General features: G+C 69.6%; 29 protein-coding genes. 16 read left to right on the forward strand and 13 right to left on the reverse strand.

Going from position 1 to position 25,954, the window contains the following annotated elements; genetic code table 11:
- Positions 1-3: 3 nt before the first annotated feature.
- Both D3A59_RS05230 and D3A59_RS05235 read left to right on the forward strand, forming a co-directional pair.
- The gene (locus D3A59_RS05230; RefSeq protein ID WP_119153840.1) at positions 4-771 is read left to right on the forward strand and encodes a lysophospholipid acyltransferase family protein; all 768 of its coding nucleotides are present in this window, start codon (positions 4-6) and stop codon (positions 769-771) included.
- Positions 772-785: 14 nt separating this feature from the next.
- On the forward strand, positions 786-1,634 hold the full coding sequence (locus D3A59_RS05235; RefSeq protein WP_240635946.1) for a M48 family metallopeptidase: 849 nt from the start codon (positions 786-788) through the stop codon (positions 1,632-1,634).
- Between the two features lie 6 nt (positions 1,635-1,640).
- Here the strand turns inward: D3A59_RS05235 and D3A59_RS05240 are convergent, their stop codons facing one another.
- On the reverse strand, positions 1,641-2,711 hold the full coding sequence (locus D3A59_RS05240; protein WP_119153841.1) for an MBL fold metallo-hydrolase: 1,071 nt from the start codon (positions 2,709-2,711) through the stop codon (positions 1,641-1,643).
- A 130-nt stretch (positions 2,712-2,841) separates the two neighbouring features.
- Between D3A59_RS05240 and D3A59_RS05245 the strand changes: the two genes are divergently transcribed.
- From D3A59_RS05245 to D3A59_RS05280, 8 genes are all read left to right on the forward strand, one after another.
- Positions 2,842-3,237 carry a MerR family transcriptional regulator gene (locus D3A59_RS05245; RefSeq protein WP_119153941.1) on the forward strand — a complete coding sequence of 132 codons (396 nt, stop codon included), beginning with the start codon at positions 2,842-2,844 and terminating at the stop codon, positions 3,235-3,237.
- 128 nt (positions 3,238-3,365) lie between these two features.
- On the forward strand, positions 3,366-3,839 hold the full coding sequence (locus D3A59_RS05250; protein ID WP_240635947.1) for a PaaI family thioesterase: 474 nt from the start codon (positions 3,366-3,368) through the stop codon (positions 3,837-3,839).
- A gap of 92 nt (positions 3,840-3,931) precedes the next feature.
- Positions 3,932-4,615 carry a carbonate dehydratase gene (gene can, locus D3A59_RS05255; protein ID WP_119153842.1) on the forward strand — a complete coding sequence of 228 codons (684 nt, stop codon included), beginning with the start codon at positions 3,932-3,934 and terminating at the stop codon, positions 4,613-4,615.
- Positions 4,615-6,420 carry a bifunctional isocitrate dehydrogenase kinase/phosphatase gene (gene aceK / locus D3A59_RS05260; protein ID WP_119153843.1) on the forward strand — a complete coding sequence of 602 codons (1,806 nt, stop codon included), beginning with the start codon at positions 4,615-4,617 and terminating at the stop codon, positions 6,418-6,420. Before can ends, aceK begins: the two co-directional genes overlap by 1 nt.
- 70 nt (positions 6,421-6,490) lie before the next feature.
- Complete coding sequence (locus tag D3A59_RS05265; protein WP_119153844.1) at positions 6,491-7,669, forward strand: acetyl-CoA C-acyltransferase; 1,179 nt, start codon at positions 6,491-6,493, stop codon at positions 7,667-7,669.
- A gap of 11 nt (positions 7,670-7,680) precedes the next feature.
- On the forward strand, positions 7,681-8,157 hold the full coding sequence (locus D3A59_RS05270; RefSeq protein ID WP_119153845.1) for a hypothetical protein: 477 nt from the start codon (positions 7,681-7,683) through the stop codon (positions 8,155-8,157).
- Positions 8,154-8,822 carry an SDR family oxidoreductase gene (locus tag D3A59_RS05275; protein ID WP_119153846.1) on the forward strand — a complete coding sequence of 223 codons (669 nt, stop codon included), beginning with the start codon at positions 8,154-8,156 and terminating at the stop codon, positions 8,820-8,822. The genes D3A59_RS05270 and D3A59_RS05275 overlap by 4 nt, the downstream gene beginning before the upstream one ends.
- 50 nt (positions 8,823-8,872) lie before the next feature.
- Positions 8,873-10,009 carry an acyl-CoA dehydrogenase family protein gene (locus tag D3A59_RS05280; RefSeq protein WP_119153847.1) on the forward strand — a complete coding sequence of 379 codons (1,137 nt, stop codon included), beginning with the start codon at positions 8,873-8,875 and terminating at the stop codon, positions 10,007-10,009.
- A 26-nt stretch (positions 10,010-10,035) separates the two neighbouring features.
- On the opposite strand, the gene D3A59_RS05285 is transcribed toward D3A59_RS05280, so the two are convergent.
- Complete coding sequence (locus D3A59_RS05285; RefSeq protein ID WP_240635948.1) at positions 10,036-10,683, reverse strand: energy-coupling factor ABC transporter permease; 648 nt, start codon at positions 10,681-10,683, stop codon at positions 10,036-10,038.
- A gap of 127 nt (positions 10,684-10,810) precedes the next feature.
- Between D3A59_RS05285 and D3A59_RS05290 the strand changes: the two genes are divergently transcribed.
- The 3 genes from D3A59_RS05290 to D3A59_RS05300 all read left to right on the forward strand — a co-directional run bounded on the left by D3A59_RS05290 (position 10,811) and on the right by D3A59_RS05300 (position 12,540).
- Positions 10,811-11,419 (forward strand): 2-hydroxychromene-2-carboxylate isomerase, encoded by a 609-nt coding sequence (locus D3A59_RS05290; RefSeq protein ID WP_119153849.1) that lies wholly within the window; start codon positions 10,811-10,813, stop codon positions 11,417-11,419.
- A gap of 20 nt (positions 11,420-11,439) precedes the next feature.
- Positions 11,440-11,844 carry a rhodanese-like domain-containing protein gene (locus D3A59_RS05295; RefSeq protein ID WP_119153850.1) on the forward strand — a complete coding sequence of 135 codons (405 nt, stop codon included), beginning with the start codon at positions 11,440-11,442 and terminating at the stop codon, positions 11,842-11,844.
- A gap of 81 nt (positions 11,845-11,925) precedes the next feature.
- Positions 11,926-12,540 (forward strand): DUF4126 domain-containing protein, encoded by a 615-nt coding sequence (locus D3A59_RS05300; RefSeq protein WP_119153851.1) that lies wholly within the window; start codon positions 11,926-11,928, stop codon positions 12,538-12,540.
- A gap of 60 nt (positions 12,541-12,600) precedes the next feature.
- On the opposite strand, the gene D3A59_RS05305 is transcribed toward D3A59_RS05300, so the two are convergent.
- Entirely contained in the window at positions 12,601-12,882 is a 282-nt protein-coding gene (locus D3A59_RS05305) for a hypothetical protein (RefSeq protein WP_157991407.1), read from the reverse strand.
- Between the two features lie 222 nt (positions 12,883-13,104).
- On the opposite strand from D3A59_RS05305, the gene D3A59_RS05310 reads away from it, so the two are divergent.
- The 3 genes from D3A59_RS05310 to D3A59_RS05320 all read left to right on the forward strand — a co-directional run bounded on the left by D3A59_RS05310 (position 13,105) and on the right by D3A59_RS05320 (position 16,063).
- The gene (locus D3A59_RS05310; RefSeq protein WP_240635949.1) at positions 13,105-13,308 is read left to right on the forward strand and encodes a DUF1289 domain-containing protein; all 204 of its coding nucleotides are present in this window, start codon (positions 13,105-13,107) and stop codon (positions 13,306-13,308) included.
- Positions 13,309-13,390: 82 nt separating this feature from the next.
- Positions 13,391-15,343, forward strand: coding sequence for a DUF294 nucleotidyltransferase-like domain-containing protein (locus D3A59_RS05315; protein WP_240635950.1), 1,953 nt, complete (start codon positions 13,391-13,393; stop codon positions 15,341-15,343).
- A 21-nt stretch (positions 15,344-15,364) separates the two neighbouring features.
- Positions 15,365-16,063, forward strand: a complete 699-nt coding sequence (locus tag D3A59_RS05320) for a 3'-5' exonuclease (RefSeq protein WP_119153854.1) — start codon at positions 15,365-15,367, stop codon at positions 16,061-16,063.
- On the opposite strand, the gene D3A59_RS05325 is transcribed toward D3A59_RS05320, so the two are convergent.
- From D3A59_RS05325 to cyoA, 10 genes are all read right to left on the reverse strand, one after another.
- The gene (locus D3A59_RS05325) at positions 16,042-16,410 is read right to left on the reverse strand and encodes a hypothetical protein (RefSeq protein ID WP_119153855.1); all 369 of its coding nucleotides are present in this window, start codon (positions 16,408-16,410) and stop codon (positions 16,042-16,044) included. The two genes, D3A59_RS05320 and D3A59_RS05325, sit on opposite strands and share 22 nt — an antisense overlap.
- Before the next feature lie 100 nt (positions 16,411-16,510).
- Positions 16,511-18,313: a sodium:solute symporter family protein gene (locus D3A59_RS05330; RefSeq protein ID WP_119153856.1), complete on the reverse strand. Its 1,803-nt coding sequence runs from the start codon at positions 18,311-18,313 to the stop codon at positions 16,511-16,513.
- Positions 18,314-18,322: 9 nt separating this feature from the next.
- Positions 18,323-18,583, reverse strand: a complete 261-nt coding sequence (locus tag D3A59_RS05335) for a DUF4212 domain-containing protein (RefSeq protein WP_119153857.1) — start codon at positions 18,581-18,583, stop codon at positions 18,323-18,325.
- Between the two features lie 463 nt (positions 18,584-19,046).
- On the reverse strand, positions 19,047-19,583 hold the full coding sequence (locus D3A59_RS05340) for a response regulator transcription factor (protein WP_119153858.1): 537 nt from the start codon (positions 19,581-19,583) through the stop codon (positions 19,047-19,049).
- Positions 19,573-20,946 carry an ATP-binding protein gene (locus D3A59_RS05345; RefSeq protein WP_119153859.1) on the reverse strand — a complete coding sequence of 458 codons (1,374 nt, stop codon included), beginning with the start codon at positions 20,944-20,946 and terminating at the stop codon, positions 19,573-19,575. The genes D3A59_RS05340 and D3A59_RS05345 overlap by 11 nt, the downstream gene beginning before the upstream one ends.
- Complete coding sequence (locus D3A59_RS05350; protein WP_336470404.1) at positions 20,909-21,706, reverse strand: SURF1 family protein; 798 nt, start codon at positions 21,704-21,706, stop codon at positions 20,909-20,911. Before D3A59_RS05350 ends, D3A59_RS05345 begins: the two co-directional genes overlap by 38 nt.
- 2 nt (positions 21,707-21,708) lie before the next feature.
- The gene (gene cyoD / locus D3A59_RS05355) at positions 21,709-22,089 is read right to left on the reverse strand and encodes a cytochrome o ubiquinol oxidase subunit IV (protein WP_119153860.1); all 381 of its coding nucleotides are present in this window, start codon (positions 22,087-22,089) and stop codon (positions 21,709-21,711) included.
- The gene (gene cyoC / locus D3A59_RS05360; RefSeq protein WP_119153861.1) at positions 22,089-22,712 is read right to left on the reverse strand and encodes a cytochrome o ubiquinol oxidase subunit III; all 624 of its coding nucleotides are present in this window, start codon (positions 22,710-22,712) and stop codon (positions 22,089-22,091) included. Before cyoC ends, cyoD begins: the two co-directional genes overlap by 1 nt.
- A 17-nt stretch (positions 22,713-22,729) precedes the next feature.
- Positions 22,730-24,733 (reverse strand): cytochrome o ubiquinol oxidase subunit I, encoded by a 2,004-nt coding sequence (gene cyoB, locus D3A59_RS05365; RefSeq protein ID WP_119153862.1) that lies wholly within the window; start codon positions 24,731-24,733, stop codon positions 22,730-22,732.
- Positions 24,734-24,792: 59 nt separating this feature from the next.
- Complete coding sequence (cyoA, locus tag D3A59_RS05370; protein WP_205665120.1) at positions 24,793-25,851, reverse strand: ubiquinol oxidase subunit II; 1,059 nt, start codon at positions 25,849-25,851, stop codon at positions 24,793-24,795.
- Positions 25,852-25,954 lie beyond the last annotated feature (103 nt).

A 25,954-nucleotide genomic window follows, 5' to 3' on the forward strand; every position in this document is an offset into this window, starting at 1 on the left:
GCTATGAATTTCCTGCGTTCGGTGCTGTACGCGCTGTGGCTGGCCGTCACGGTGGTGCCGGTGGCCGTCGTCGCGATCGTGATGTCGATCTTCGTGCGCGGCGAGCGGCTCTACTGGGTCTGCGCCTTCTGGCTGCGCCTGGCGGTGTGGGGCGCCAAGGTCATCTGCGGCGTGCGCTACCGGGTGCGCGGCATGGAGCACCTCGCCGGCTTCGACCGCCGCGACGGCGTGGTGCTGCTGCCCAAGCACCAGTCGGCCTGGGAGACCTTCGCCTTCCCGGTGCTGATGCCGCACCCGCTCGCCTACGTCTTCAAGCGCGAGCTGCTCTACATCCCCTTCTTCGGCTGGGCGATGGCGCGCCTGGACATGATCCACATCGACCGCGGCCGCCGCGCCGAGGCCTGGCGCAAGGTCGCCGAGCAGGGCAAGAAGTTCATGGCCCAGGGCAACTGGGTGATCATGTTCCCCGAAGGCACGCGCACGCCGCGCGGCAGCCAGGGCGAGTACAAGACCGGCGGCACGCGGCTGGCGATCACCGCCGGCGTGCCGGTGGTGCCGATCGCGGTGACCTCGGCGCGCTGCTGGCCCAAGAACGCCTTCGTGAAGAAGCCGGGCCTGATCGAGGTCTCGATCGGCGCGCCGATCCCTTCCGCGGGGCGCCGCCCGGACGAGCTGATGCGCGAGGTCGAGGCCTGGATCGAGGCCGAGATGCGCCGCCTCGACCCCGAGGCCTACGGCGACCTGCCCGAGGCGGCAGTGCGCGCGGCCTGAGAGGCGCGCCCCCCTTGTCCGCTGGCGAACGCGAGGCCGCGCATGCGCGGCAGTCCGGCCTGTTCGGCGACGCGCCGGGCGGCAGCCCGGGCGAGGCGCTGCCGCAGGCGCCGCAGCACCCGCGTGCCAACCGCGAGCTCGCGCTCGGCACGCTGCGCCTGCGCTACGAGCTGCGCCGTGCGCAGCGCCGCAGCATCGGCTTCACGGTCGGTGCCGAGGGCCTGAGCGTCAGCGCGCCGCGCTGGGTCACGCAGGCGGAGATCGAGGCGGCGCTGCACGCCAAGGGCGCCTGGATCCTGCGCAAGCTCGCCGAGCAGGCCGAGCGCCGGCAGCAGCAGGCGCGCATCGAGTGGCGCGACGGCGCGGCGCTGCCCTTCCTCGGCGCCCCGCTGGTGCTGCGGCTCGTGCCCGAGCGCGGCCTGCGGCTCGACGGCCCGGCACCCGCCGGCGCCGCGGACGGGACACCCGCCGTGCTGCGCGTCGGCCTGCCTGCGGATGCGGAGCCGGCGCGCATCGCCGTCGCGGTGCTGCGCTGGCTGCAGCGCGAGGCGCGCACGCTGTTCGAGGCGCGGCTGGCGCACTTCGCGCCCCGGCTCGGCGTGCGCTGCACGCGGCTGGCGCTGTCGTCGGCGCGCACGCGCTGGGGCAGCGCGTCGGCCGACGGCTCGATCCGGCTGAACTGGCGCCTGGTGCATTTCCCGCTCGAGCTCGTCGACTACGTGGTCGTGCACGAGCTCGCGCACCTGCACGAGATGAACCACGGCCCGCGCTTCTGGGCCCATGTGGCGGCGGTGATGCCGGACTACCTGCGGCGCCGCGCGGCGCTGAAGGCGAGCCAGGCACCGCTGCTGCCGGCCGGCTGAGCGCGCTCAGGCCGGCGCGAAGCGCCACACGCCCTGCGCGTCGCGGCGGCGCGCGAGGCGCCCCTCGTGCCACAGCGCATGCAGGTGCGCGATCGCCTCGCCCATCGCGAAGGTGGTCTGGTGCAGGTCGAGCTCGCGCCGGAACAGCACCGGCAGGATGTCGGCGGCGCTGCAGGGCTTCTCCCCGCAGGCGGCCATCACGTCGGCGAGCCGCTCCTCGTGGTGCGCGAGCAGCTGCGCGATGCGCCGGTGCAGCCCGGCGAAGGGCCGGCCGTGCGAGGGCAGCACGAGCGTGTCGTCGGACAGCGCGCGCATGCGCTCGAGCGACGCGGTGAAGAGCGCGAGCGGGTTCGCCTCGGGCTCGATGTCGATCACGCTGACGTTGGTCGAGATGCGCGGCAGCACCATGTCGCCGGAGATCAGCACGCCGAGCGCCTCGCAGTGCAGCGAGATGTGCTCGGGCGAGTGGCCGTGGCCGACGATGCAGCGCCAGCCGCGCCCGCCGATCCCGACCGAGGCGCCGTCGAGCAGGCGACGGAAGCTCGCCGGCACCTTCGGCACCATCGAGCCGTAGTAGTTGCCGCGCGCGCGCACCTTCTCCAGCGAATCCGCATCGAGCAGGCCGTGGCTGCGGAAGTGCGCGGCCGCCGCCTCGCCGCCGAAGCCGGTGGTGCGCGCGCTCGCGACGCAGGCGGCGTTGTAGTCGGTCGCGCTGATCCAGAGGCGACAGGGGTGCTCCGGCGTGCTCCAGCGCTCGCACAGCCAGTGCGCGAGGCCGATGTGGTCCGGGTGCATGTGCGTGACGATCACGCGCAGCACCGGCAGGCCCTCGAGCCGCGTCGCGAACACCTGCTCCCACGCCTCGCGCGTCGGCGCGGTGTCGATGCCGCAGTCCACCACCGTCCAGCCCTCGCGGCCGTCGATCGCGTCGCGCAGCAGCCACAGGTTGATGTGGTCGAGCGCGAAGGGCAGGCCCATGCGCAGCCAGCGCACGCCGGGCGCGACCTCCAGCGTCTCGCCGGCGCCCGGCAGGCGTTCGCCGAGCGGGTAGTGCAGTTCCTGTTCGAGGGAATTCATGCGGTGGGGCCTTCGCGGTGCTGCCGCGCTGCACGCGGCACGTTTCCTTGATTTACCATGACGTAAACGTCAATCCGCCCGAGTATAGGAAGTCATGCCGCCGTCTGCTGTCCCCTCCGCCTCCGCGGGCATGCAGCCCACCTACACGATCGGCGAACTGGCCCGCGAGTTCGACCTGACGACGCGCGCGATCCGCTTCTACGAGGACTGCGGGCTGCTCGCCCCCCAGCGCAGCGGCCCGAGCGGCCGCAACCGCGTCTACACCGCACGCGACCGCACGCGCCTGAAACTCACGCTGCGCGGCAAGCGCCTCGGCCTGAGCCTCGCGGAGGTCAAGGAGCTCGTCGACATGTACGAGTCGCCGCGCGACACGATGCCGCAGCTCAAGAAGTTCCTCGTCGTGCTCGCCGCGCACCGCGAGCAGCTCGAGCAGCAGCTCGCCGACCTGCAGATCACGCTCGAGGAGGTGCGCGCGCACGAGAAGGAGGCGCGCCGGCTGCTGGCCGAGGGCGAGCGGCGGCGCTGAAGGCGCGGCGCCCGGGCGACCCGGCCGGATTCTGGTTTGTGCCCATGCCCGCCGCCCGTTCCGCGCCCTAACATTGACGTTGACGTAAACGTCAATCCAAGCCCACCGTTCCACGGAACCCGTCGCCGATGAAGCCTCACGCCCTGCCGCCCTCCCCGTCCGCCGACGCGCCGCTGAGCGAGGAGCGCCGGCAGGCGGTGCACGCGAGCTTCGCGCGCCAGGGGCTGATGCGCCAGCTCGGCGCCGAGCTGCTGAGCGTGGAGGCCGGGTGCGTGGAGCTGCGCCTGCCCTGGTCGGAGCGCGTGACGCAGCAGCAGGGCGGCTTCCACGGCGGCGCGATGGGCGCGCTCGCCGACATCGCGGGCGGCTACGCGGCGATGACGCTCGTCCCCGAGGGCAGCGAGGTCACCACCGCCGAGTACAAGATCAACTTCCTCGCCGCGCATGCCGGCGGCGAGCTGCGCGCGCGCGGCACGGTGGTGCGTGCGGGCCGGCGGCTGATCGTCACGCAGGCCGAGGTGGTGCATCTCGACGAGGGCGGGCGCGAGTCGCCCTGCGCGCTGATGCAGCAGACCATCGTGCCGGTGGCGCGGCAGTACTGAGCCGAGGGCGGGCGGAGAGCGCCGGCCGCGTCAAGCCGGACGTCAAGCAGGCTCAATACACTCGGAAGCCCCCCTACGCCGCAGACCCGATCATGACCCAGCCCCTCCAGCCACTCTTCGACAGCAACCGCCGCTGGGCGGCCGAGACCGAGGCCCGCTCGCCCGGCTTCTTCACGCGGCTGATGCAGCAGCAGCGGCCGCAGTACCTGTGGATCGGCTGCGCCGACAGCCGCGTGCCGGCCAACCAGATCGTCGGCCTGCTGCCGGGGGAGCTGTTCGTGCACCGCAACGTCGCCAACGTCGTCGTGCACTCCGACCTGAACTGCCTGTCGGTGGTCGAGTTCGCCACCGGCGTGCTCGGCGTCGAGCACGTGATGGTGGTCGGCCACTATGGCTGCAGCGGCGTGAAGGCGGCGATGACCAACACCCGCATGGGCCTCGCCGACAACTGGCTGCGCCACGTGCAGGACGTGCACGAGAAGCACCTGGACTGGCTTTCGTGCATCGGCGACGGGACGATCCGCCACCAGGCGCTGTGCGAGCTCAACGTGCTGGAGCAGGTCCTCAACCTGGGGCGCACCACGGTGATCCAGGACGCCTGGGCGCGCGGCCAGCAGCTGATGCTGCACGGCTGGGTCTACGGCCTGCACAACGGCCTGGTGAACGACCTGCAGATGAGCGTGGCCGACCCCGAGACGATGGCGCAGACGCACCGCGCGGCGGTCGAGGCGCTCAAGCGGCGCTATGCCGAGGCCGTCGTGCCGGAGGCCGCGTGATGTTCCCGCAGGAGCTGACCGATCCGCGCGCCTTCGCGATCGCGAGCACGATGCTCGAGGGCTTCAACCGCCACTACCGGCTGTTCCGCGAGTCGAGCGCGGCGGCCAAGCAGCGCTTCGAGGCCGCCGACTGGCACGGTCAGCAGCGCGCGCAGCGCGAGCGCATCGAGTTCTACGACATGCGCGTGGACGAGGCGGTCGAGCGGCTGCGCCGGGAGCACCACGCGCACGAGGTGCCGATGGACGTGTGGCAGCAGGCCAAGCTGCACTACATCGGCCTCTTGACCAACCACCACCAGCCCGAGCTCGCCGAGACCTTCTTCAACTCGGTGACGACGAAGATCCTGCACCGCAGCTACTTCCACAACAACTTCATCTTCGTGCGCCCGGCGGTCTCGACCGAGTACATCGAGAACGACGAGCCCGCGTCGCTGCCGACCTACCGCGCCTACTACCCGACGCGCGAGACGCTGCGCGAGACGCTGCTGCGCATGGTGACGAACTTCCAGCTGCAGCGCGAGTTCGAGGACCTGGAGCGCGACATCGACGACGTGCTCGAAGCGCTGCTGGCCGAGCTGGGCGACTTCCGCATCCGCGCGAACTTCCAGATCCAGGTGCTGAGTTCGCTCTTCTACCGCAACAAGGGCGCGTACCTGGTGGGCAAGGTGATCAACGGCTTCCGCGAGACGCCGCTGGCGCTGCCGATCCTGCACAACGCGCAGGGCCGGCTCTACATCGACGCGGCGCTCTTCGGCGAGAACGACCTGCAGATGCTGTTCAGCTTCGCGCGCGCCTACTTCATGGTCGACATGGAGGTGCCCTCGGCCTACGTGCAGTTCCTGAGGTCCCTCATGCCGCGCAAGCCGCGCAGCGAGATCTACAGCGCGCTCGGCCTGCACAAGCAGGGCAAGAACCTCTTCTACCGCGACTTCCTCTCGCACCTGCGCCACTCGAGCGACAAGTTCCGCATCGCACCCGGCATCAAGGGCATGGTGATGCTCGTCTTCGACCTGCCGTCCTTCCCCTTCGTCTTCAAGGTCATCAAGGACTACTACCCGCCGCAGAAGGACACCACGCGCGAACTGATCAAGAGCAAGTACCTGCTCGTCAAGCAGCACGACCGCGTCGGGCGCATGGCCGACACGCTGGAGTACAGCAACGTCGCCTTCCCGCGCGCGCGCTTCGAGGACGAGCTGATCGCGGAGATCGAGAAGTTCGCGCCGAGCCAGATCGAGATCTCCGACCGCGACGGCGACGGGCACACCGAGCTGATCCTCAGGCACGTCTACATCGAGCGGCGCATGATCCCGCTGAACATCTACCTGCAGGAGGCCACGCCCGAGCAGGTCGGGCACGCGGTGGTCGAGTACGGCAACGCGATCAAGGACCTGGTGGCGGCCAACATCTTCCCCGGCGACATGCTGTGGAAGAACTTCGGCGTCACGCGCAACGGCAAGGTCGTCTTCTACGACTACGACGAGATCGAGTACCTGACCGACTGCAACTTCCGCCAGGTGCCCGCCGCGCGCTGCGAGGAGGACGAGATGTCGGGCGAGGTCTGGTACGCGGTCGGCCCGCGCGACGTCTTCCCCGAGACCTTCGGCCCCTTCCTGCTCGGCAACCCGGCAGTGCGCGAGGTGTTCATGAAGCACCACGCCGACCTGCTCGACCCCGCGTTCTGGCAGACGCACCAGCAGCGCATCCGCGCCGGCCACGTGCACGACGTCTTTCCCTACGAGCCCGAGAAGCGCTTCGCGTGGCGGCGCACGCACGCCAGGCGCGAGACGCCGGAGTGCGTCGCATGAGGCCGCCCGCCCGCGGCGGCGCCTGAGCCGCCCCCCGTCCCGACATCCCACCCACCGCAAGGAGACTCCCATGATCGATCCCGTCGTCATCGTTTCTGCCGCCCGCACGCCGATCGGCGGCCTGCTCGGCGACTTCGCCGGCCTCAGCGCCTCGCAGCTCGGCGCGGTCGCGGTACGCGCCGCGGTGGAGCGCGCTGGCGTCGCCGGCGACCAGGTCGACGAGGTGCTGCTCGGCTGCTGCCTGATGGCCGGCCAGGGCCAGGCGCCGGCGCGCCAGGCGGCGCTCGCCGCCGGCCTGCCGCAGTCCGCGGGCGCCGTGACGCTGTCGAAGATGTGCGGCTCGGGCATGCGCGCGATGATGTTCGCGCACGACATGCTCGCCGCAGGCTCCGCTCGGGTGCTGGTCGCCGGCGGCATGGAGAGCATGACCAACGCGCCGCACCTGATGTTCGCGAGGAAGGGCGTGAAGTACGGCGCCGCGGCGATGTTCGACCACATGGCGCTCGACGGGCTGGAGGACGCCTACCAGCGCGGCCGCGCGATGGGCGAGTTCGCCGAGAACTGCGTCGCCCACTACTGCTTCAGCCGCGAGGAGCAGGACGCCTTCGCGGTCGCGTCCACGCAGCGCGCGATCGCCGCCAACAACGACGGCAGCTTCGACTGGGAGATCGCGCCGGTGACGCTCGCGGGCAAGGGCGGCGACACCGTCGTGAAGCGCGACGAGCAGCCCTTCAAGGCCAAGCTCGACAAGATCCCCGGGCTCAAGCCCGCGTTCAAGAAGGACGGCACGATCACCGCCGCGAACGCGTCGAGCATCTCCGACGGCGCCGCCGCGCTCGCGATGATGCGCGCCTCCACCGCCGAGGCGCTCGGCTGCCGCCCGATCGCGCGCATCGTCGCGCACTCGGTGCATGCGCAGGCGCCGGAATGGTTCACCACGGCGCCGATCGGTGCGATCGACAAGGTGCTGGCCAAGGCGGGCTGGAGCACTGCCGAGGTCGACCTCTGGGAGATCAACGAGGCCTTCGCCGCGGTGACGATGGCGGCGATGCGGGAGCAGAAATTGCCCCATGAGCGTGTCAACATCCACGGCGGCGCCTGCGCGCTCGGTCACCCGATCGGGGCGAGCGGCGCCCGCATCGTCGTGACGCTGCTCGGTGCGCTGCGCAAGCAGGGCCTGCGCCGGGGCGTGGCGGCGCTGTGCATCGGCGGCGGCGAGGCCACCGCGCTGGCCGTGGAGATGCTCTGAGGAGGACAGTCTTGGGCACTCTGGCGCTCAGCTCCGACGCCGGCGACGGCGGGCCGCGCAAGGAACTCGTGCAGGTGGGCGAAACCTTCGGCAGGACCGTGCGCTACGGCGCCGACGAGATCGCCGCCTTCGCGGCGTCCTGCCACGACGGCAGCCCGCTGCAATCGGCGACCGGCGCCGAAGGCAGCGACGGCACGACCGCGAGCTGCGCCCACACCAGCTCGATGCTGATCGGGCTGGCGGCCTCGCACCTGTCGCGCCGCAACGACGGGCTGGCGCGCCGGATGACCGGACTGAACTTCAACTTCGCCTTCAAGGCGCCGATCCATGCCGACGAGGACATCCACCTGCAGTGGAAGGTGGCCTCGGTGCAGTGGAGCGCGCGCCTCGGCGGCTACCTGGTGCAGCTCGACGGCAATGCCGCGACGCTGCGCTCCGGCGTCGCGCTGGTCGCGCGCGGCACCGTGCTCGTGAAGGAGGCGCCATGAACGTGCTGGTGATCGGCGCGTCGCGCGGCATCGGGCTCGAGTTCGCGCGCCAGTACCGCGCCGACGGCGAGCGCGTCGTCGCCACCGCGCGCGACGAGGCGGGGCTGGCGCGGCTGCGCGCGCTCGGCTGCGAGAGCCTCGCGCTCGACGTCAGCGACGGCGCGAGCGTCGCCGCGCTGGCGTGGCGCCTCGACGGCGAGCGCTTCGAGCTCGCGATCGTCAACGCCGGCGTCTACGGCCCCGATACCCAGGGGCTGGAGCCGCCCGCGCAGGCCGACTTCGACGCAGTCATGCACACCAACGTGCTCGGGCCGATGCGCGTGATCCCGGCGCTCGCCCCGACGCTCGGCGCCGGCTCGCGGCTGGCGGTGCTGTCCTCGGCGATGGGCTCGATCGGCCAGCGGAGCGGCAGCGCCGGCTGGCTCTACCGCGCGTCGAAGGCGGCGCTGAACTCGGTGCTCAAGGACGCGTCGCTGACGCTCGCGCCGCGCGGCGTGGTCTGCGTCGCGCTGCACCCCGGCTGGGTGCAGACCGACATGGGCGGCGCGCAGGCGACGCTGACGCCCGAGCGCAGCGTCGCCGACCTGCGCCGGCTGCTCGCGGACCTCGAGCCCGGCGACAACGGCCGCTACCTCGCGCACGACGGCAGCCCGATCGCGTGGTGAACGCGACGACAAGGACAACGAAGAACTTCAACGACCGAGAGGAGACCCCCATGCTGCTGAGCCCGGAACAGGAAATGGTGCGCGACGCGGTGCGCGCCTACGTCGAGGAGCGCATCCGGCCCGAGGCCGCGCGCTGGGACCGCGAGCATGTCTTCCCGAAGGACGTGCACCGCGGCCTCGCCGAACTCGGCACCTACGGCGTCTGCGTGCCGACCGAGTACGGCGGCGCCGGACTCGATTACCTGACCCTGGCACTCGTTCTGGAAGAAATTGCCGCCGGCGACGGCGGCACCAGCACCGCGGTGAGCGTCAACAACTGCCCGGTCTGCGCGATCCTGATGCGTTACGGCAGCGAGGCGCAGAAGCGCCGCTGGCTGACGCCGCTCGCGCAGGGCGAGCTGCTCGGCGCCTTCTGCCTGACCGAGCCGCATGTCGGCTCCGACGCGTCGGCGCTGCGCACCACCGCGCGGCGCGAGGGCGACGAGTACGTGATCGACGGCGTCAAGCAGTTCATCACCAGCGGCCAGAACGGCCAGCTCGCGATCGTGATCGCCGTGACCGACAAGGCCGCCGGCAAGAAGGGCATCAGCGCCTTCATCGTGCCGACCGCCACGCCCGGCTACCAGGTGGCGCGACTGGAAGAGAAACTCGGCCAGCACTCCAGCGACACCGCGCAGATCCTGTTCGAAGGCTGCCGCATCCCGGCCGAGAACCTGATCGGCGCCGAGGGCGAGGGCTACCGCATCGCGCTGTCGGCGCTCGAGGGCGGGCGCATCGGCATCGCCGCGCAGAGCATCGGCATGGCGCGCGCGGCCTTCGACGCAGCGCTCGCCTACGCGAGGCAGCGCGAGAGCTTCGGCAAGCCCATCTTCGAGCACCAGGCGGTGGGATTCCGGCTGGCCGAGATGGCCACGCGCATCGAGGCGGCGCGGCAGCTCACCTGGCACGCGGCCTCGCTGCGCGACGCGGGCCGCCCCTGCCTGAAGGAGGCGGCGATGGCCAAGCTCGTGGCCAGCGAGATGGCCGAGCGCGTCTGCTCCGACGCGATCCAGATCCACGGCGGCTACGGCTACGTCAGCGACTTCCCCGTCGAGCGCATCTACCGCGATGTGCGCGTCTGCCAGATCTACGAGGGCACGAGCGACGTGCAGAAGATCCTGATCCAGCGCGCGCTCGTGGCCGGCTGAGGCCGGCATGGCGCGCCGCCGCGCGCTCAGCGCTTGCGGCGGTCGTCGGGCAGGTAGAGCCGGTCCGAGTAGGTCAGCAGCCAGTCGGGGCGGAAGGCGACGAAGACCGCGGTCAGCATGCCGGTGGCCACCGCCTCGCCCCAGGCCATCAGCCAGTGGCCGATGACCATGTCGCCGAAGCTCAGCGTCTCGGGCCCGCCCTGCCACAGCAGCCCCGCGATGCTCGCCGCGCTCAGCGCCACCGCGGTGCCGAGGAAGCTGCGCGCGAGGATGTAGACGAACAGGTGCTGCGGCAGCCAGCGTCGCGTGGCCCAGCCCACGCCGAGCGCCAGCGTCGCCGGCACGATGCCGTTCCAGGTCAGCAACCCGAGGCTCAGCCCCGCGTCCAGCCCGCCGAGCCAGGCGCCCAGCGCCGCGATCGGCGGCAGGCTGACCACCGCCAGCGGCCAGCCGAACATCAGCACCAGCAGGCAGGCGCCCGACATCTGCAAGAGCGTGCCGCCCGGCATCGCCGCGTGCAGGCTCCACACCCAGGGCAGCACCACCATCGCCGCGAGCCAGGGATGCTGCAGGTGCGTCGCACGCAGCACCCGCCAGGGCCGCAGCCACAGCGCGACCAGCACGGCCGGCAGGACCAGGGCGGATTCGAGCAGGAGTTGAACGGGCGCGTCCATCGGAACCTCCATCGTAACGACCGCCGCGGCACGGGCGATCGGAGGGTGCGCTCCGTCCTCATGCAAGCCGGGTGCCTGCGGGTTGCCCTGGGTGCCGACCCGGGGGGTGATGGGTTAGCCTAGTCCCATGAATGCAGCCCGCCCGATCGAATTCTTCTTCGATTTCTCCTCGCCCTATTCCTACATCGCGTCGGAGTGGATCGACGCGCTGGCGGCGCGGCACGGACGCACCGTGCGCTGGAACGCGATCCTGCTCGGCGTGACCTTCCAGGCCGCGCAGCTCAAGAGCCCGGTGTCCTACCCGCTCAAGCGCGAGTACTCGCTGCGCGACTTCACCCGCTCGGCGCGCTTCGAGGGCCTGCCCTACTGCCTGCCCGAGCGCTTCCCGATCCCCTCGCACAACGCGGCGCGGGTGTTCTGGTGGCTCGACGAGAGCGACCCGCAGCGCGCCGTCGGCTGGGCCCACGCCTGCTTCCGCGCCTTCTTCGCGCAGGGCCGGGACCTGTCGGACACGGACACGCTGGCCGCGCTCGCGACGGAGTTCGGGCTCGACGCGGCCGAGGCGCAGGCAGTGTGGAGCGACCCGGTCTGGAAGGACCGCCTCAAGCAGGCCAACGAGGCGGCGGTAGCCGCCGGCGTGTTCGGCGCGCCCTTCTTCCTGGTCGACGGCGAGCCCTTCTGGGGCAACGACCGCAAGCCGCAGATCGAGCGCTGGCTCGCGCAGGGGCCGTACTGAAACCACCCCGGGAGGCAGGAATGGCACTGAGGAAGGGATACCGCGCGCTGGTGGACGAGGCGATGGCCGAGATCCGCACCTACACCGTCGAGGAGGCGCGCGAGCGCCTCGGCCAGCCGGACGTGCAGTTCGTCGACGTGCGCGACGTGCGCGAACTCGAGCGCGAGGGCGTCGTGCCCGGCGCAGTCCATGCGCCACGCGGCATGCTCGAGTTCTGGGTCGATCCCGAGTCGCCCTACCACCGCCCGGTGTTCGCGCAGGACAAGGAGTTCATCCTGTTCTGCGCTGCCGGCTGGCGCTCGGCGCTGGCGACCAAGACGCTGCAGGACATGGGGCTCGAACGCGTCGCGCACGTCGAGGGCGGCTTCGGTGCCTGGAAGCAGGCCGGCGCCCCGGTGGCCGCGCGGCAGGACAAGGGCGCCTGAGCTCCGGCGGCCCGCGGCCCGCCTCCCAGCCCCGCCGCCACAAGGGCAGGACGCCGGCATCCCGCTTGCAGATCCCGGCCGATGGACCTCGACACCTCCCAGCTCCTCGCGCTGGCCGCCGCGCTCGGCTGGGCCAGCGGGCTGCGGCTGTACGCGGTGGTCTTCCTCACCGGGCTGGCGGGCTCGACCGGCTGGGTGGAGCTGCCCGAGGGGCTGAAGCCGCTCGGCCATTCGCTGGTGCTGGGCGCAAGCGGCACGATGCTGGTGGTCGAGTTCCTCGCCGACAAGATCCCCGGCGTCGACTCGCTGTGGGACGTGCTGCACACGCTGATCCGCATCCCGGCCGGCGCCGCGCTGGCGGCCTCGGTGTTCGGCACGGACGAGGCCACCTGGTCGCTGGTCGCCGCGCTGCTCGGCGGCAGCCTCGCCGCGACCAGCCACCTCTCCAAGGCCACCACCCGCGCCGCGATCAACACCTCGCCCGAGCCCTTCAGCAACGTGGGCGCCTCGCTGCTGGAGGACACGCTCGCGCCCGCGGCCCTCTGGCTCGCGATCGGCTCGCCCACGCTGTTCCTCGCGCTGCTGGTGCCGGCGGTGCTCGGGATGCTGTGGCTGATGTGGGTGCTGGCCGGCTACCTCAGGGGCCTGCTCGCCCGCCTGCGCGGGCTGCGGCGCAGCGGGGCGCCGCCGCGTTGACGTCCCCGGCTGCCGAAGGCGCCGCCCGGAGCCGGTGCGCGTGGAAACAAGCCCGTCCTGCTACACGCTGCCGCGGCGGCTGAAGACGTCGAGCGGATCGAGCCAGGAGCGGTTGCGCTGGGCGGCCGGCGCCCCGCTGGGGGACGAGGCGACCCTCGCCGGCGCCTCGACGAAGCGGTCGGCGAGCGACCTGAGCTCCTCGACGCCGCTGACGCGGCACTGCTGCAGGATGTCGTGCGCATAATCCTCGCGCTTGAGCATCGCCTCGACGTCGATGCCGCGTCCGCGATAACGCCTGAGCGCGTCGGAGATTTCATGAACCAGTTCGATCCTCTCGCGCATCGGCATCGCTTCCTCCCGAAATCCGCAACATCTGTGCGGGATGCACGCAGCGTTCATCCTGCCGGCATCCCTCGAGCAAGTGACAGGACGTGAGTTTCAGCCGGCGGCCCCTCGTTTTCCCCGATGTGCCAGCCTTTCCGACAGGCATTTGAGAAAGTTGTCATCTTGAAGAGCGCCGCATCCGAAGGAGAAGTCCCCAGCCCCTGCACAGGCGTGTGCCGCATGGACGAGCGCACCGGCTGGTGCCTGGGCTGCCACCGCACGATCGACGAGATCGCCGCCTGGACGCGACTGTCGAGCGAGGACAAGCGCGCCGTCCGGGCGCAGCTGGCGCACAGGCGGGAGCGCGCGGAAGCCGGTACCCCGGCGGCCGCGCCCGCTCCGTCGCGAATGCCGCCTGGCAAGGGCAGCGACGAGCTTGAGTGAGGACAATGAGCGGCCCGGGCACGATCTGGCACGATGAGGCACCGTGCCTGCAGGGTACGGCCGAACCTGGAGGAGACCCGCCTTGCTCCCGAAAAACCGCAAGCCCGCGAATGCGCAGACACCGGCCCCCCCCGCTCATCCGGCGACCGCGAGCCCGGCGTCCAGCCTGATCGACAACCTGCGCCAGCTGCTCGGCCGCTACGTGCCGTTCTCGCAGATGCAGCCCGAGCACGTGGACTTCTTCATCACGCATGCGCGCGAGGCCTATTTCGCCCCCGAGGAGCAGGTGCTCAGCCCGCAAGACGGGCCGGTGCGGCAGCTCTACTTCATCCGGCAGGGCGCCGTGACCGGCGTGCGGGGCGTGACCGAGCTCTACGAAGGCAGCTTCCAGTACGAGTCCGGCGACATGTTCCCGGTCGCGGCGCTGATGGGCCGACGCGCGGTGACGGCCACCTACACCTCGATGGAGGACACCTTCTGCTTGCTGCTGCCGCAGGAGGCGGTCAGCGAGCTGATGTCCCTCAGCGCCCCCTTCGCCGACCTGCTGAACCGGCGCATGCTGCAGTTCATCGACGCGGCCCGGCGCTCGCTGCAGTCGGCCTACTCGTCGCAGACGCTGGCGGAGCAATCGCTGGAGAAGCGCCTCGGCGAGGTCTGCAGCGCCAAGCCCAAGAGCTGCCGCCCCGACACGCCGATCGTCGAGGCGCTGCGGACCATGCACCAGCACCGCATCGGCTCGATGCTGGTGACCGACGACGAGGAAAGGCCGGCGGGCATCCTGACCCGCTACGACATCCTCGGGCGCATCACGCTGCCGCAACTGCCGCTGTCGGCGCCGATCTCGGCGGTGATGACGCAGCCGGTGCAATCGCTCACGGTCGACCACACCGCGCAGGACGCCGCGCTGCTGATGTCGCGCCACGGTGTGCGCCACGTGCCGGTGACGGCGGGCGGCAGGCTCGTCGGCATCGTCTCCGAGCGCGATCTGTTCGTGATGCAGCGCCTGTCGCTCAAGCAGCTCAGCACCACGATCCGCGCCGCCGAGGATGTCGACACGATGCAAGTGGTCGCCGCCGACCTGCGCCAGTTCGTGCGCAACCTGCTCGGCCAGGGCGTGCAGGCCAAGCAGCTCACCGAGCTGATCAGCCACCTCAACGACGTGCTGTGCCAGCGCCTGGTGCAGATCATCGCCGCCCGGCACCCCGTCGACCTCGACGACGCCTGCTGGCTGGCCTTCGGCTCCGAGGGCCGCTCCGAGCAGACCATTGCCACCGACCAGGACAACGGCCTGATCTTCAGGAGCGAGGATCCTGAGGCCGACCGCCCGCGCTGGCTCGCGCTGGCACGCGAGGTCAACGAGGCGCTCGACGCCTGCGGCTACCCCCTGTGCAAGGGCAACGTGATGGCGAGCAACCCGGAATGCTGCCTCACGCTCGAGGAGTGGTGCGCGCGCTTCGAGCGCTGGATCGAGCAGGGCTCGCCCGAGGACCTGCTGAAGGCCAGCACCTACTTCGACTTCCGCCCGGTCGCCGGCAATCTCGCGCTGGCCGAGCCGCTGCGCGAGTTCGTCAGCCAGCGCGCCCGCTCGCCGCGTTTCTGCCGGCTGCTGGCGGAGGACCTGCTGCGCACCAGGGCGCCGCTGAACTGGATGGGCAACATCGACACGGTCGTCGTCGACGGCGTCGAGACGATCGACCTGAAGATGCGCGGCACCGCGATCTTCGTCGATGTCGCCCGCCTGCACGCGCTGCGGCTCGGCGTGCCGGAGGTCAACACGCGCCGCCGCTTCGAGGCGCTCGCTCACGCGGTGAGCGCCGAGGAGCATCACAGCGAGGCCTGGATCAGTGCCTTCGAGTACCTGCAGATGCTGCGGCTGCGCGCCCAGCTCGAAGGCCCGCCGTCGCCGCCCTCCACCGGCAATCCGAACATCCTCCGGGTCGACTCGCTCAACGACATCGACCGCCGCATCCTGAAGGAGTCGTTCCGGGTCGCGCGCCGACTGCAGCAGCGCATCGAGCTCGACTTCATGCGCTGACAGGCGCCGAGACCCGAAGACATGCTGCAGTTCCTGCACAGCCTCCTCGGCCGGGAGCCGGCCGCCGGCCCGGCACTCGACGACAGCCGCTGGATCGTCGCCGATGTCGAGAGCAGCGGGCTCGACACGCGGCGCGACCGGCTGATCGCGATCGCCGCGGTGGCGCTGCACTTCCCGCCGCCCCCCGAGGAGGGCCAGTCACCCCGGCCGCGCCACCCCGGCATCGCGCTCGGCGACAGCTTCGAGGTGATACTGCGCCAGCCCGAGCAGACGGGGCTCGCGATGGACAAGCGCAACATCCTGCTGCACGGCATCGGAGTCGGCGCCCAGAGCCGGGGCATGCCGCCGCCGGAGGCCCTCGGCGCCTGGGAGTGCTTCGTGGGGCGTTCTCCGCTGGTCGGCTTCCACAGCGCCTTCGACCGCGCGATGATCGACCGCGCGATGCAGGGCACGCTCGGCCGGACCCTGCCCAATCCCTGGGTCGACCTCGAGCACCTCCTCGCGGTGCTGCACCGCGACCACATGCGGCGCAGTCTCGATCACTGGATGCAGCGCTACGGCATCGAGTGCGCGCAGCGCCACCAGGCCGCCGCCGACACGCTCGCCACGGCGCAGCTGCTGCTCAAGCTGTGGCCGCGGGTGCTCGCGCGCTGCAGCGGCGGCTTCGAGGAGGTCAGCGCGCTGGCACGCCAGCAGCGCTACTTGCCCGGGCGGGACTGAAGGTCCCGCTTGCCCTGCACGTGCGCGCGCCGTGCCAGCAGGTGCAGCGCGAACAGGTAGATCCACAACGTCAGCCCCACCGTGCTCGACCAGGTCGAGAACGGTGCCAGGCCCAGCAATGCCGCCAACACCGAGGCCAGCACGACCGCGCCCGCCACCAGGTGGATGACGGCCGCATAGGGGGCCCATCGCGCGGGATCGGCCGGCGCCTGGCCTTGCCGCACCGCCACTTCGGCAAAGTTGCGTCTCACGAGGATGGTCCAGGCGCGGCGGAAGCACAGCGCGGCGAGTGCAAGGGCCAGCAGCAGCAGAAGCCAGGCGAAGACGACGGAAGCAGGAAGTTGCATGGTGTGAATGTCCGAGGGAAAGAGAGTGTGCCCCATGCCGGGCCCACAAAGAGAAAAGCTCCCGCCGCGGCGGGAGCTTCCTTCAGGTCAGGCGACCCGATCAGTGGGCCTGGGCCGTGCCCGCGCCGCGCGGGGTGCGCATGTCGTCCACCAGGTGCTGGATGTGCGCCGGCGGAGCGGCGGTCACCGCGCTCAGGCCGAAGGCCACCGCGAAGTTGACCAGCGCGCCGACGGTGCCGAAGGCCTCCGGCGTGATGCCGAAGAAGCCGTTGGCGCCGCCCACCAGGCTCAGGTACTCCGTACCCTTGACGAAGAAGATGCCCTTGTGAGCGAACACGTAGAACAGCGTGACGAACAGGCCGGCGAGCATGCCGACGATGGCGCCCTGGCTGTTCACGCGCTTGCTGAAGATGCCCATCATGATCGCGGGGAACAGCGTCGAGGCTGCGATGCCGAAGGCCAGCGCCACGGTACCTGCGGCGAAGCCCGGGGGGTTCAGGCCCAGCCAGCCGGCCAGCACGATCGCGCCCGCCATCGAGATCTTGCCCGCGAGCAGCTCGTTCTTCTCGCTGATCTTCGGGTTGAACACGCCCTTGATCAGGTCATGCGAGATCGCCGACGAAATCGCCATCAGCAGACCGGCAGCGGTGGACAGCGCGGCAGCCAGACCACCCGCGGCGACCAGCGCGATCACCCAGTTGGGCAGCTGCGCGATCTCGGGGTTGGCCAGCACCATGATGTCGGGGTTGACGGTCAGCTCGTTACCCTTCCAGCCGGCGGCATCGACCTTGGCCTTCACCTCGGCACTGGTGGTCTTGTCGTTGTAGTACTGGATGCGGCCGTCGCCGTTCTTGTCCTCGAACTTCAGCAGGCCGGTCTTCTCCCAGCGCTTCATCCAGTCCGGACGGGCTTCGTACTGCAGGCTCGCGTTGGTGGCGTACAGGTCGCCGCCGCTCTTGACGGCCTCGTTGACGGTGCCCATCAGGTTGAAGCGGGCCATCGCGCCCACGGCCGGAGCGGTCGTGTACAGCAGCGCAATGAAGACCAGCGCCCAGCCGGCGGACGAGCGGGCGTCCTTGACCTTCGGCACGGTGAAGAAGCGCACGATCACGTGGGGCAGGCCGGCGGTGCCGATCATCAGCGAGATCGTGTAGAAGACCGTGTTGAGCGGGCTGCCAGCGTAGGCGGTCGTGTACTGGTTGAAGCCGAGGTCCGTCACGACCTGGTCCAGGCGGGCCAGGATCGGGGTGTCGGAGCCGGTCAGGTTGGAGCCCAGGCCTAGCTGCGGCAGGGGGTTGCCCGTCAGGTTCAGCGAGATGAAGATCGCCGGCACCGTGTAGGCGAAGATCAGCACCACGTACTGCGCGATCTGCGTGTAGGTGATGCCCTTCATGCCGCCGAACACCGCGTAGGCGAACACGATCGCCATGCCGATGTAGATGCCCATGTCGGCCGTCACGCCGAGGAAGCGCGAGAACGCAACGCCCACGCCGGTCATCTGGCCGATCACGTAGGTGATCGAGGCGACCAGCAGGCAGATCACCGCCACGGTGCTGGCGGTCTGGCTGTAGAAGCGGTCACCGATGAACTGCGGCACGGTGAACTTGCCGAACTTGCGCAGGTACGGTGCCAGCAGCATCGCCAGCAGCACGTAGCCGCCGGTCCAGCCCATCAGGAAGACCGAGCCGCCGTAGCCCATGTTGGCGATCAGGCCGGCCATCGAGATGAAGGACGCGGCCGACATCCAGTCGGCCGCCGTGGCCATGCCGTTGGCCACCGGGTTGATGCCGCCGCCGGCGACGTAGTATTCCTTCGTGCTGCCCGCACGCGCCCAGACGGCGATGCCGAGGTAGAGCGCGAAGCTCAGACCCACGACGATGTAGATGGTGAGTTGCAGATCCATGACGCTGCCTTATTCCTCGTCAACGCCGTGAGCGCGGTCGATGTCGCCCATCTTCTTCGCATAGAAGAAGATCAGCGCGATGTAGATGTAGATGGCTCCCTGCTGGGCGAACCAGAATCCCAGCGGATAGCCGCCGAGATGGATGCTGTCGAGCATCGGCTTCAGGATGATCCCGAAGCCATAGGACACGACAGCCCACACGATCAATATCGGTATCAGCAGTCGCAGGGTCGCCTTCCAGTAGGCGTCATTCTTGGATTGCGTCGTCATCTCCGTCTTCCTTCTTCATGGGATGGCTTGGCGGGACGAAGACCCGCCCGCTTCTTGCACTTTCGACCTGTCGCAGGGGTTGCGACTTTGAGCGCGGGCTCCACATTTGCGGTTTTTGCTTACGTGAAACTTAGCCCTAAAACGAAGGGTCGGACCCAGGAAGCCGCGGATGCCCGTAAGACGTTGAAAACATTGAGTTTTCACCCTACCTAGTGAAACTCCTAGCTGGGGATACCCCTTGGTATTGAAAAACCGTCGACAGCCCCAGGCGAGGGTCTGAAACGCCGCTCCGATCGCGAGAAATTACCGTCCGGTCTCGAGACCCGGAAGCTGCTGAGAGCCGGAAAGGCGCGATGAACCGGCCTCGGCCGCGAGGCATGGCTGCTGCGCGCCGGCCCGGGTTTGATGCGGCGCAGGAGCGGGGACCGCCCAGGTGCCGGCCGGGCCGGCGCGCCTGCCCGCGCTACTTGACCCGCTGCTTCTCGAGCTTGCGCGCGAGCGTGCGGCGGTGCATCCCCAGTCGGCGCGCCGCCTCGGAAATGTTGAAGCCGGTGGCGGCGAGCGTCTCGTGGATGTGCTCCCACTCCACCGTCTTGATCGACGTGGTGCGCTCCGTCAGGTCGACGCTGGCATCGCCCTGCTCGCGCCCGAAGGCCGCCTCGATGTCGTCGGTGTTGGCGGGCTTGGCGAGGTAGTGGCGTGCGCCGAGCTTGATCGCCTCGACGGCGGTGGCGATGCTGGCATAGCCGGTCAGCACCACGATGACCATCTGCGGGTCCTTCGCGTGCAGGAACTGCACGCACGACAGGCCTGAGCTGCCGCCCGCGAGCTTGAGATCCACGACCGCGTAGCCGGGGCGGTGCGACTCCGTCAGGGCCTGCACCTCGTCCAGCGTGGCGGCCCGGAGCACCTTGTAGCCGCGGCGCTCGAAGGAGCGCGCCAGCGTGCGGGCGAAGGCCTCGTCGTCCTCCACGACGAGCAGTTCGCGTTCAGCGCTCATCGCCCCCCTCCTCGTCAGCGTCGCCTGGCAGCACGAGCGAGGCCAGCGGCAGCCGGATCTCCACCTCGGCGCCGCCCTCGGGCCGGTTGCGCGCGGCGATGTGCCCGCCGAGCGTGCGCGCGACGTTGACCGACAGGAACAGGCCGAGCCCGCTGCCCGGCCGGCCCTTGCTGGACTGGTAGGGCTTGCCGAAGTGCGCCAGCATCTCCGGCGCGAAGCCCGGCCCCCGGTCCTGCACGCGCAGCACCAGCGTCTCGTCCTCGCAGTGCGCGAGCAGGGCCGGCGGCGCCTGCGGCGCCGCCTCCAGGGCGTTGTCCAGCACGTTGTCGATCATCTGCTTGAGCGCGGTGTCCGAGATGATGGGCAGATCGGGCAGTTCGTGCCGCTCGTAGCGGAATTCATGCGCCGGGCGGGTGGCACGCCATTGCGCCACGAGCTCGTCCAGGAAGGCGTGCAGCCTGGTCGCCACCGGCGCCTCGCCGCGCGTCTCGCCCGCCGACAGCAGGATGCCGGTGACGATGGCCTTGCAGCGGCGCAGCTGGACCTGCATCTCCTCGATCTCCTCGCGCAGTTCGGGGTCCTCGGTGAAGGGCGGCATGCGCGCCCAATCGCCCAGGATCACCGACAGCGTGGCGAGCGGCGTGCCCAGCTCGTGCGCGGCGCCCGAGGCGAGCAGGCCCATGCGCAGGATGTGCTCCTCCTCGGCGGCGCGCTGGCGCAGGTCGGCGAGCCGGGCGTCGCGCTCGCGCAGGTTGCGCCCGATGCGCACGATGAAGAACACCAGCAGCGCGGCGTCGAGCGTGAAGCACAGCAGCAGCCCGTCGATGTAGTACGAGGACAGCACCGCGCCGGGTGCGTCGGGCAGGGCGAGCGGGCGGTGCCACTGCGTCAGCGCGAGCACGCACAGGATGGTCAGCACCACCATCGCCCAGCTGTAGTGCGGCTTGAGCAGCACCGCGCCCACCGCGACCTGCAGCAGGAACAGGAACAGGAAGGGGTTGTTGACGCCGCCGCTGTAGAACAGCAGCCCGCTGAGCACCGCGACGTCGACCAGCAGCCCGGCGAACAGCTCGCCGTTGCTGACGCCGCCGGCGAGCCGGTTGCGCACCCAGCACAGCGAGTTGAACAGCACCAGCGCCGCCAGCAGCGTCAGCATCTCGACCAGCGGCAGCCGGATGCCGAGCCCGAACTCCACCGTCAGGATGGTGGCGAGCTGCCCCGCCACCGCCAGCCAGCGCAGCTGGATGAGCTGCAGCAGGTTGTTGCGGCCGGCCCGGTTCTCCGGGGCGGCCTGCCCGCTGTCGCCCGCCTGCGGCGGGGCGGCCTCAATCCCGGGCGCCGCCACGCTCGGCATCTCCGGCATCGCGGCGCAACTGCCGCTCCTCGCGCAGCAGGTAGGCCGTCGCGGCCGCCACCATCAGGGCCAGCGCGAACCAGGTGAGCGCGTACACCAGGTGGCTGTTGCTGAAGCGCAGCACCGTCAGGCCCGGGCGGGGCCAGGCCTCGGCCGCAGCGGCGTCGGCCGCCGCGTCGATGAAGTAGGGCGCGACCGCCCCGGCCCGCTCGGCGCCGCCCAAGCCGCGCGCGGCCGCGATAGCCTGCACGTCGCGCGAGTACCAGCGCCCGGCTGCAGGGTCGTTGTCCTGCAGCAGCCGGCCACCGGGCTCGGTGAGGCGCAGCAGCCCGCTCACCTCCTGCTCGGCGGCGGGCTCCTCGCCACGGCTCGCGCGCTCGCGCCGCTCGGGCGGAACGAAGCCTCGGTTGACGAGCACCCAGAACCCGTCCTCGCTGCGCAGCGGCGTCAGCACCCAGAAGCCGCTGCCGAGCACCGTGTTGGCCTGCACCAGCGTCTCGAGCTCGTGCGCGAAGCGCCCGCGCACCTGCACGCGGCGGTACTCGTCCTCGGCCCGGCTCAGGCCCGGCCAGTCCGCGGGCCCGGGCGCCGGCACGGGCGCGGCCTGCTGGTGGCGCTCGATGCGGGCGATCAGGTCCTGCTTCCATGCCAGGCGCTGCACCTGCCACATGCCGAGCGCGACGAAACCCAGAAACAGCAAAGCCGCGATGCTCAGCATCGCGGCCAGGGTGGCGGGCCGCCGGGGCCCGCGGATGTCTGCGTCGGACACGGTCACATGGATTGCATGTCGTGGACGGGCATCATGTTGGTGTTGAGGTGGTACATCACCCAGATCGACCCCGCCAGCATGATGAAGATGACCACCGCCGTGAAGATCAGGGCGAGCATCGACCAGCCCCCCTCCACCTTGGTGTTCATGTGCAGGAAGTAGACCATGTGGACGACGACCTGCACCGCCGCGAAGCCCAGGATCACCAGCGCGGTGGCGGTGGACGAGGGCAGCACCTTGTTCATCACGAGCCAGAACGGGATCGCGGTCAGCACCACCGACAGCAGGAAGCCGATCGCGTAGCCCTTGTAGCTCGCGTGGTAGCCGACGTCGTCGTGGTCGTCGTGGTGAGAGTCGTCGTGGTGGTGGTGTGAGTTGCCCATTACAGCACTCCCATCAGGTAGACAAAGGTGAACACGCCGATCCAGATCACGTCCAGGAAGTGCCAGAACATCGACAGGCAGACCAGGCGGCGCTTGTTTTCCTTGATCAGGCCGAGCTTCTGGACCTGGAACATCAGCGTGACGAGCCAGATGGTGCCGAAGGCCACGTGCAGGCCGTGGGTGCCGACCAGCGCGAAGAAGGCCGACAGGAAGGCGCTGCGCTGCGGACCCGCGCCCTGCTCGATCAGGTGCGCGAACTCGTAGATCTCGATGCCGAGGAAGGCCAGGCCGAACAGGCCGGTGACGCCCAGCCAGGTGAGCACGCCCTTCTTGTTGCCCTTGAGCATCGCGATCATCGCGAAGCCGTAGGTGATCGACGAGAACAGCAGCATCGCGGTGTTCGCCGCGATCAGCTTCAGGTCGAACAGGTCGGCCCCCGAGGGGCCGGCCGCGTAGCTCTTGCCCAGCACCGCGTAGACCGCGAACAGCACCGCGAAGATGAGGCAGTCGCTCATCAGGTACAGCCAGAAGCCCAGGAGCGTGCCGTGCTGCGGGTGGTGGTCGCCCTTGTCGTAGAAGAGCGGCGCCGGGCCGCCCGCCGTCAGAGTGGTGGATTGACTCATGTTGTTTCTCGCTCGGCTCAGGCCCGCGCCGCCGCCAGCGCCAGGCTGCGGGCGTTCTCGGTGCGCGCCACGTCCTCGGCCGGGATGTAGAAGTCGCGCTTGTAGTTGAAGGTGTGCACGATGCACGCGACCACCGTCACGGCGAACGACACCGCGGCCAGCAGCCACATGTGCCAGATCAGCGCGAAGCCGAGGACCGTGCTCAGGCCCGCGATCACGACGCCGGCGGCGGTGTTCTTGGGCATGTGGATCGGCTTGAAGCCGCTCTCCGGGCGCTGCGCGCCGCGCTTCTTCATGTCGGCCCAGGCGTCGATGTCGTGCACCACCGGCGTGAAGGCGAAGTTGTACTCCGGCGGCGGCGAGGAGGTGGACCACTCCAGCGTGCGGCCGCCCCAGGGGTCACCGGTGACGTCGCGCAGCTGCTCGCGGCGGAAGTAGCTCACCACCAGCTGGAGGATGAAGGCGGCGATGCCGATCGCGATCAGCACGGCGCCGAGCGCGGCGATCTGGAACCAGATCTGCAGCGACGGGTCCTCGAAGCGGCTCATGCGGCGCGTCACGCCCATCAGGCCCAGCACGTACAGCGGCATGAAGGCGAGGTAGAAGCCGATCAGCCAGAACCAGAACGAGACCTTGCCCCAGAACGGGTCGAGCTTGTAGCCGAAGGCCTTCGGGTACCAGTAGGTGATGCCGGCGAAGATGCCGAACAGCACGCCGCCGATGATGACGTTGTGGAAGTGCGCGATCAGGAACAGGCTGTTGTGCAGCACGAAGTCCGCCGCTGGCACCGCCAGCATCACGCCGGTCATGCCGCCGATCACGAACGTGACCATGAAGCCGATCGTCCACAGCATCGGCACCTCGAACTCGATGCGGCCGCGGTACATCGTGAACAGCCAGTTGAAGATCTTCGCGCCCGTCGGAATCGAGATGATCATCGTCGTGATGCCGAAGAAGGCGTTCACGCTCGCGCCCGAGCCCATCGTGAAGAAGTGGTGCAGCCACACGACGTAGGACAGGATCGTGATCACGACCGTGGCGTAGACCATCGACGCGTAGCCGAACAGCTTCTTGCGGCTGAAGGTCGACACCACTTCCGAGAAGATGCCGAACACCGGCAGAACCAGGATGTAGACCTCGGGGTGGCCCCAGATCCAGATCAGGTTCACGTACATCATGGCGTTGCCGCCGAGCTCGGAGGTGAAGAAGTTCGTGCCGACGTAGCGGTCGAGCGTCAGCAGCGCCAGCACCGCGGTCAGGATCGGGAACGCGGCCACGATCAGCACGTTGGTGCACAGCGAGGTCCACGTGAACACCGGCATCTTCATCAGCGTCATGCCCGGCGCGCGCATCTTGACGATGGTCGCGATCAGGTTGATGCCTGACAAGGTTGTCCCGACCCCCGACAACTGCAGGGCCCAGATGTAGTAGTCCACCCCCACGCCCGGACTCTGCAGGATGCCCGACAGCGGCGGGTAGGCCAGCCAGCCGGTGCGCGCGAACTCGCCCAGGAACAGCGACACCATCATCAGGATGGCGCCGCTGGCGGTCATCCAGAAGCTGAAGTTGTTCAGGAAGGGGAAGGCCACGTCGCGCGCGCCGATCTGCAGCGGCACCACGTAGTTCATGAAGCCCGTGATCAGCGGCATCGCCACGAAGAAGATCATGATCACGCCGTGGGCGGTGAAGATCTGGTCGTAGTGGTGCGGCGGCAGGAAGCCGGCGTTGTCGCCGAAGGCGATGGCCTGCTGGGCGCGCATCAGCAGCGCGTCGGCGAAGCCGCGCATCAGCATGACCAGGCCCAGGATCATGTACATGATCCCGATCTTCTTGTGGTCGATGCTGGTGATCCAGTCGCGCCACAGCGGGCCCCAGACCCGGTAGTAGCTCATCGCGGCCAGCAGGGCGATCCCGCCCAGCACGACGGCCACGAAGGTCATGTGAACGATGGGATCGTGGGGTATCGCCTCCCAACTGAGGCGCCCCAGGATTAGCTTGCTGAGTTCGGGATGGTCGAACATCTTGGTTCTCTAGGAGAGTACGGGAGGCGTACCGGCGGCCTGAGGCCGCCGATGCCGAATCAGGGCTGGGTGCTGTCGCTGAGGGTCTGCGCGACGCCGAGCGGGTTGTTCGGCGTGCACAGCGAGGCGACGACGGTGCGCTGCGTGTCGCGCCACGGCTGGCTCGTGGTGCCGGCAATGCCGGCCTTGCCCAGGCCGCCGCGGGCGTCGATCGCCATCATCTGGTCCATGCACATTTTCGTGCCGTCGACGCAACGGTTCAGGATGGCCGTGTACAGACCCTTCTCCACCTCGGAGTAACGGCGCACCGGCTCACGCTCGCTCGGCTTTTCGAGTTGCAGGTAGGCGTCGCGGCTGAGCATCTGGCCCTGCTGCTTGTTGAGCGCCACCCAGCTCTCGAAGTCGGACTCGCTCAGGCCGCGGAACTTGAAGCGCATGTGCGAGAAGCCGTCGCCGCTGAAGTTGCCCGAGAAGCCGTCGTAGCTGCCGACCTTGTTGATCACGGCATGCAGCTTGGTCTCCATGCCCGGCATCGCGTAGATCTGCCCCGCCAGCGCCGGGATGAAGAAGGAGTTCATCACCGTCGACGAGGTGATCTTGAACTGGATCGGACGGTCGATCGGCGCGGCCAGCTCGTTGACCGTGGCGATGCCCTGCTCCGGATAGAGGAACAGCCACTTCCAGTCCAGGGCCACCACCTCGACCACCAGCGGCTGCATGCCCGCCGGGATCGGGCGCTGCGCGTCGATGCGGTCCAGCGGCCGGAAGGGATCGAGCTTGTGGGTGCTGATCCAGGTGATCGTGCCCAGCGCGATGATGATCAGCAGCGGCGCGCCCCAGATCACCAGCTCCAGCTTCGTGGAGTGGTCCCAGTCGGGGTCGTAGGTGGCGGACTTGTTCGACGCGCGGTAGCGCCACGCGAAGAACAGCGTCAGGAAGATCACCGGCACGATGATGATGAGCATCAGCAGCGTGGAGGTGACGATGAGGTCCGCCTGCTGAGCGGCAATGTCGCCCGAGGGCTTCATCACCACCATGTTGCAGCCGGCCAAGGACAGCGCCACGGCCATCAGGCCGAGGCGAGCCCAAACTCTATGGATCAGGTTAGTGGGTGACATCAGTGATTCCGCTCGGTCGGGAAAACGCTAGTTGCGAACCGCGCGCGAATGTAACCTGATTGAGCCAGATCAAGGATTGGACATTTTGTCTCACCCCCCCTGC

The sequence above is a fragment of the Caldimonas tepidiphila genome (genome assembly GCF_003569765.1).
Lineage (GTDB): Bacteria > Pseudomonadota > Gammaproteobacteria > Burkholderiales > Burkholderiaceae_C > Caldimonas > Caldimonas tepidiphila.

What these genes read in the sequence shown, in the direction of transcription:
- cyoC (WP_119153861.1), bottom strand. Translation starts at nt 22,712, where the DNA reads ATGAGTCAATCCACCACTCTGACGGCGGGCGGCCCGGCGCCGCTCTTC.
- cyoD (WP_119153860.1), bottom strand. Translation starts at nt 22,089, where the DNA reads ATGGGCAACTCACACCACCACCACGACGACTCTCACCACGACGACCAC.
- D3A59_RS05275 (WP_119153846.1), top strand. Translation starts at nt 8,154, where the DNA reads ATGAACGTGCTGGTGATCGGCGCGTCGCGCGGCATCGGGCTCGAGTTC.
- D3A59_RS05295 (WP_119153850.1), top strand. Translation starts at nt 11,440, where the DNA reads ATGGCACTGAGGAAGGGATACCGCGCGCTGGTGGACGAGGCGATGGCC.
- D3A59_RS05280 (WP_119153847.1), top strand. Translation starts at nt 8,873, where the DNA reads ATGCTGCTGAGCCCGGAACAGGAAATGGTGCGCGACGCGGTGCGCGCC.
- cyoA (WP_205665120.1), bottom strand. Translation starts at nt 25,851, where the DNA reads ATGTCACCCACTAACCTGATCCATAGAGTTTGGGCTCGCCTCGGCCTG.
- D3A59_RS05345 (WP_119153859.1), bottom strand. Translation starts at nt 20,946, where the DNA reads ATGCCGGAGATGCCGAGCGTGGCGGCGCCCGGGATTGAGGCCGCCCCG.
- D3A59_RS05305 (WP_157991407.1), bottom strand. Translation starts at nt 12,882, where the DNA reads ATGCGCGAGAGGATCGAACTGGTTCATGAAATCTCCGACGCGCTCAGG.
- D3A59_RS05330 (WP_119153856.1), bottom strand. Translation starts at nt 18,313, where the DNA reads ATGGATCTGCAACTCACCATCTACATCGTCGTGGGTCTGAGCTTCGCG.
- D3A59_RS05250 (WP_240635947.1), top strand. Translation starts at nt 3,366, where the DNA reads ATGAAGCCTCACGCCCTGCCGCCCTCCCCGTCCGCCGACGCGCCGCTG.
- D3A59_RS05240 (WP_119153841.1), bottom strand. Translation starts at nt 2,711, where the DNA reads ATGAATTCCCTCGAACAGGAACTGCACTACCCGCTCGGCGAACGCCTG.
- D3A59_RS05340 (WP_119153858.1), bottom strand. Translation starts at nt 19,583, where the DNA reads ATGAGCGCTGAACGCGAACTGCTCGTCGTGGAGGACGACGAGGCCTTC.
- D3A59_RS05300 (WP_119153851.1), top strand. Translation starts at nt 11,926, where the DNA reads ATGGACCTCGACACCTCCCAGCTCCTCGCGCTGGCCGCCGCGCTCGGC.
- D3A59_RS05290 (WP_119153849.1), top strand. Translation starts at nt 10,811, where the DNA reads ATGAATGCAGCCCGCCCGATCGAATTCTTCTTCGATTTCTCCTCGCCC.
- D3A59_RS05310 (WP_240635949.1), top strand. Translation starts at nt 13,105, where the DNA reads ATGGACGAGCGCACCGGCTGGTGCCTGGGCTGCCACCGCACGATCGAC.
- aceK (WP_119153843.1), top strand. Translation starts at nt 4,615, where the DNA reads ATGTTCCCGCAGGAGCTGACCGATCCGCGCGCCTTCGCGATCGCGAGC.
- D3A59_RS05265 (WP_119153844.1), top strand. Translation starts at nt 6,491, where the DNA reads ATGATCGATCCCGTCGTCATCGTTTCTGCCGCCCGCACGCCGATCGGC.
- D3A59_RS05285 (WP_240635948.1), bottom strand. Translation starts at nt 10,683, where the DNA reads ATGGACGCGCCCGTTCAACTCCTGCTCGAATCCGCCCTGGTCCTGCCG.
- D3A59_RS05230 (WP_119153840.1), top strand. Translation starts at nt 4, where the DNA reads ATGAATTTCCTGCGTTCGGTGCTGTACGCGCTGTGGCTGGCCGTCACG.
- can (WP_119153842.1), top strand. Translation starts at nt 3,932, where the DNA reads ATGACCCAGCCCCTCCAGCCACTCTTCGACAGCAACCGCCGCTGGGCG.
- D3A59_RS05320 (WP_119153854.1), top strand. Translation starts at nt 15,365, where the DNA reads ATGCTGCAGTTCCTGCACAGCCTCCTCGGCCGGGAGCCGGCCGCCGGC.
- D3A59_RS05335 (WP_119153857.1), bottom strand. Translation starts at nt 18,583, where the DNA reads ATGACGACGCAATCCAAGAATGACGCCTACTGGAAGGCGACCCTGCGA.
- D3A59_RS05245 (WP_119153941.1), top strand. Translation starts at nt 2,842, where the DNA reads ATGCAGCCCACCTACACGATCGGCGAACTGGCCCGCGAGTTCGACCTG.
- cyoB (WP_119153862.1), bottom strand. Translation starts at nt 24,733, where the DNA reads ATGTTCGACCATCCCGAACTCAGCAAGCTAATCCTGGGGCGCCTCAGT.
- D3A59_RS05325 (WP_119153855.1), bottom strand. Translation starts at nt 16,410, where the DNA reads ATGCAACTTCCTGCTTCCGTCGTCTTCGCCTGGCTTCTGCTGCTGCTG.